Source organism: Corynebacterium sp. NPDC060344, assembly GCF_042725215.1.
GTDB lineage: Bacteria > Actinomycetota > Actinomycetes > Mycobacteriales > Mycobacteriaceae > Corynebacterium.
In genome coordinates this window covers 1-2,181 of sequence record NZ_JBHXCS010000036.1, presented here as the reverse complement: position 1 = coordinate 2,181, position 2,181 = coordinate 1, and the positions used below count along the sequence as shown (strand labels likewise).

The 2,181-nt window shown below is 74.2% G+C and carries 3 protein-coding genes; 2 read left to right on the top strand and 1 reads right to left on the bottom strand.

Annotated elements, in window-relative coordinates; translation table 11 throughout:
- Both ACFWGD_RS13185 and ACFWGD_RS13180 read left to right on the top strand, forming a co-directional pair.
- The coding region (locus tag ACFWGD_RS13185) for an MbtH family NRPS accessory protein (RefSeq protein WP_377779140.1) at positions 1–866 on the top strand (866 nt) is incomplete at its 5' end.
- Between the two features lie 49 nt (positions 867–915).
- Positions 916–1,461 (top strand): DUF2871 domain-containing protein, encoded by a 546-nt coding sequence (locus tag ACFWGD_RS13180; protein ID WP_377779139.1) that lies wholly within the window; start codon positions 916–918, stop codon positions 1,459–1,461.
- On the opposite strand, the gene ACFWGD_RS13175 is transcribed toward ACFWGD_RS13180, so the two are convergent.
- A partial coding sequence (locus ACFWGD_RS13175) for a 4'-phosphopantetheinyl transferase family protein (RefSeq protein ID WP_377779138.1) occupies positions 1,355–2,181 on the bottom strand: 827 nt, incomplete at its 5' end. The two genes, ACFWGD_RS13180 and ACFWGD_RS13175, sit on opposite strands and share 107 nt — an antisense overlap.

The window sequence follows — 2,181 nt, the reverse complement described above, 5'->3', positions numbered from 1 at the left end:
GGCCGGTGCGCGACGGCGACCGTACGCGGCCGCTCGACCCCGGCGCCCCGGTGGTGCTGGCGGTCGCGCCCCGGGGACCGGTCGCGGTCGGCGGCGAGGCACTCGCCGCGGCCTGCCTGGGCCGGGCCCGCGACAGCGCCTGGCTGCTGCACGGCTATCCGGACGCGGAGGTCGCGCTGGGTCTGCTGTCCGCGCTCGTGTGCGGGGCCCAGGTGCACCTGCCGGACCCGTCGCTGGCCTACGGGACGCCGCCCGAGGTGCTGCACTGGCTGCGCGAGACGGGTGCCTCGGCGATCCTGGGCCCTTCCGACGACGTGCTGGTGGCGCTCGCCCGCGCCGAGGACACGGAGCTGACGATCAGCGCGGGCTGGCCCGAGGGGCGGCTGCTGGTCGAGCAGGTGCCCGGCGGCCCGGCGCGGCCCGCCCCCGGCTACCACGCCTACGTACTGGACGCGCGGATGCGGCCGGTGGCCCCCGGGGCGGTCGGCGCGCTGTACGTCGCCGGCGTCGGGGTGGCCCACGGCTACCCGGGGCTGCCGGGTGCGACCGGGGAGCGGTTCCTGCCCGACCCGCTGGTCTGCGCCCAGGGCGGCGCCGCGCGGATGTGGCGGACCGGGCACGCGGCGCGGGTCGCGGAGAACGGCAGCCTGTACGTCTTCGACCACCCGTGGGACGAGGACCCGTTCGCGGACGAGTTCGGCACCTTCGTCGTCGTCACGGACCCGGTGGGCCACCGCGCCCTGTGGCCGGCCGCGGTGCCGGTGCCGGCCCCGTGGCGCCGGACCCACGGCGAGGACCTGTACGAGCTGTGCCTGGACCACCTGGACGAGCAGCCCCTGGGCGACCGCCTCGGCGACCACCCGTAGCGGGCAGTCCGTCACCTCCCCGTGGCCGCCGAACCGTACGCGTGTTTCAATGACCGCCGTCAGAACGGCATTTGGTGTCAACGGGGGCGGAACGAAGATGCGCAGGTCGTACTACGCGGCACATGTCCACATGATCCTCGGTGTGGTGTCCGGGCTCTACTACCGGGAGCTCACCAAGGCGCACGACTTCACCGGAGAGACCCAGCTGGCGGTCGTGCACACCCACCTGCTCGCGCTGGGCATGCTGGGCTTCCTGATCGTCCTCGCACTGGACAAGCAGTTCGGGCTCTCCGGGTCGAAGCAGTTCACCGCCTTCTTCTGGTGCTACAACGCGGGCATCGCGATCACCTGTCTGGCGATGGTCTACCGAGGTACCCAGACCGTGCTCGGCAACACCGTGCCCGAGGGTTTCGCGATGGTCGCGGGCCTCGGGCACATCGTGCTGACGGTCGGGCTGATCCTGCTGTTCGTCCTGCTCGGCAAGCGGCTCAAGGCCGCCGAGCCGACCGAGCCGACCGAGCCGACGGAGGCAACCCAGGCTCAGGCGACCGCGGCTCAGGCGACGGAGCGGGCAGCGTCCGGTGGGCCACGCTGACGACGTAGCACTCCCCGAGCGGGTGGGTGACGAAGTCCCAGCCCTCGTCCCCGGCGTCCCCGCCGCCCGGCAGATCGGCCAGCACCACCCGGCCCTCGCCGTCGCGGGCGAACCCGAAGGCGCAGAAGCGGCGGCGCAGCCCGTGGCCGAGGGCCTTGGTGTACGCCTCCTTCAGGGTCCACAGGCGCAGCAGCCGGGCGCGGCGCTCGTCCTCGGGCAGCGCGGCCAGCTCCTCCCCCTCGCGGGGGGTGCAGACCTGGTCGCGCAGCAGCTCGAAGGAGATGTCCCGGTCGGCGGGCTCGGCGTCCACCCCGATCGGGCCGGTGCGGCTGACGCCGACCAGGATCAGTTCGTCGGTGTGGGCGAGGCTCACCTCCAGCTCACCGCCGAGCCCGCGCAGTACGGGCCGGCCGCCCAGCTGGTAGCCGAGGTCCAGGCTGCCCGCGTGCACGCCCAGGGCGAGCGCGGCGGTGTGCTTCATGACGAAGCGGGACACGGCGAAGCGCAGCCGGCCCGACGCGACCGGCGTCTGCCGGTAGCGCGGCCAGTCCTGGCCGAGCAGGGGGCGCAGTTCGGGGTCGAGCAGGGCGGAGGTCAGCCACTGGCCCCACCGGGTGCAGACGACCGCCTGGCCGGTGGTCTCGAGCCGTTCCTCGACCGCGTCCCAGGGGCCGTCGGGGCCGGGGATGTACACGGGTGCGTCGAGCGCGTCCAGGGTGG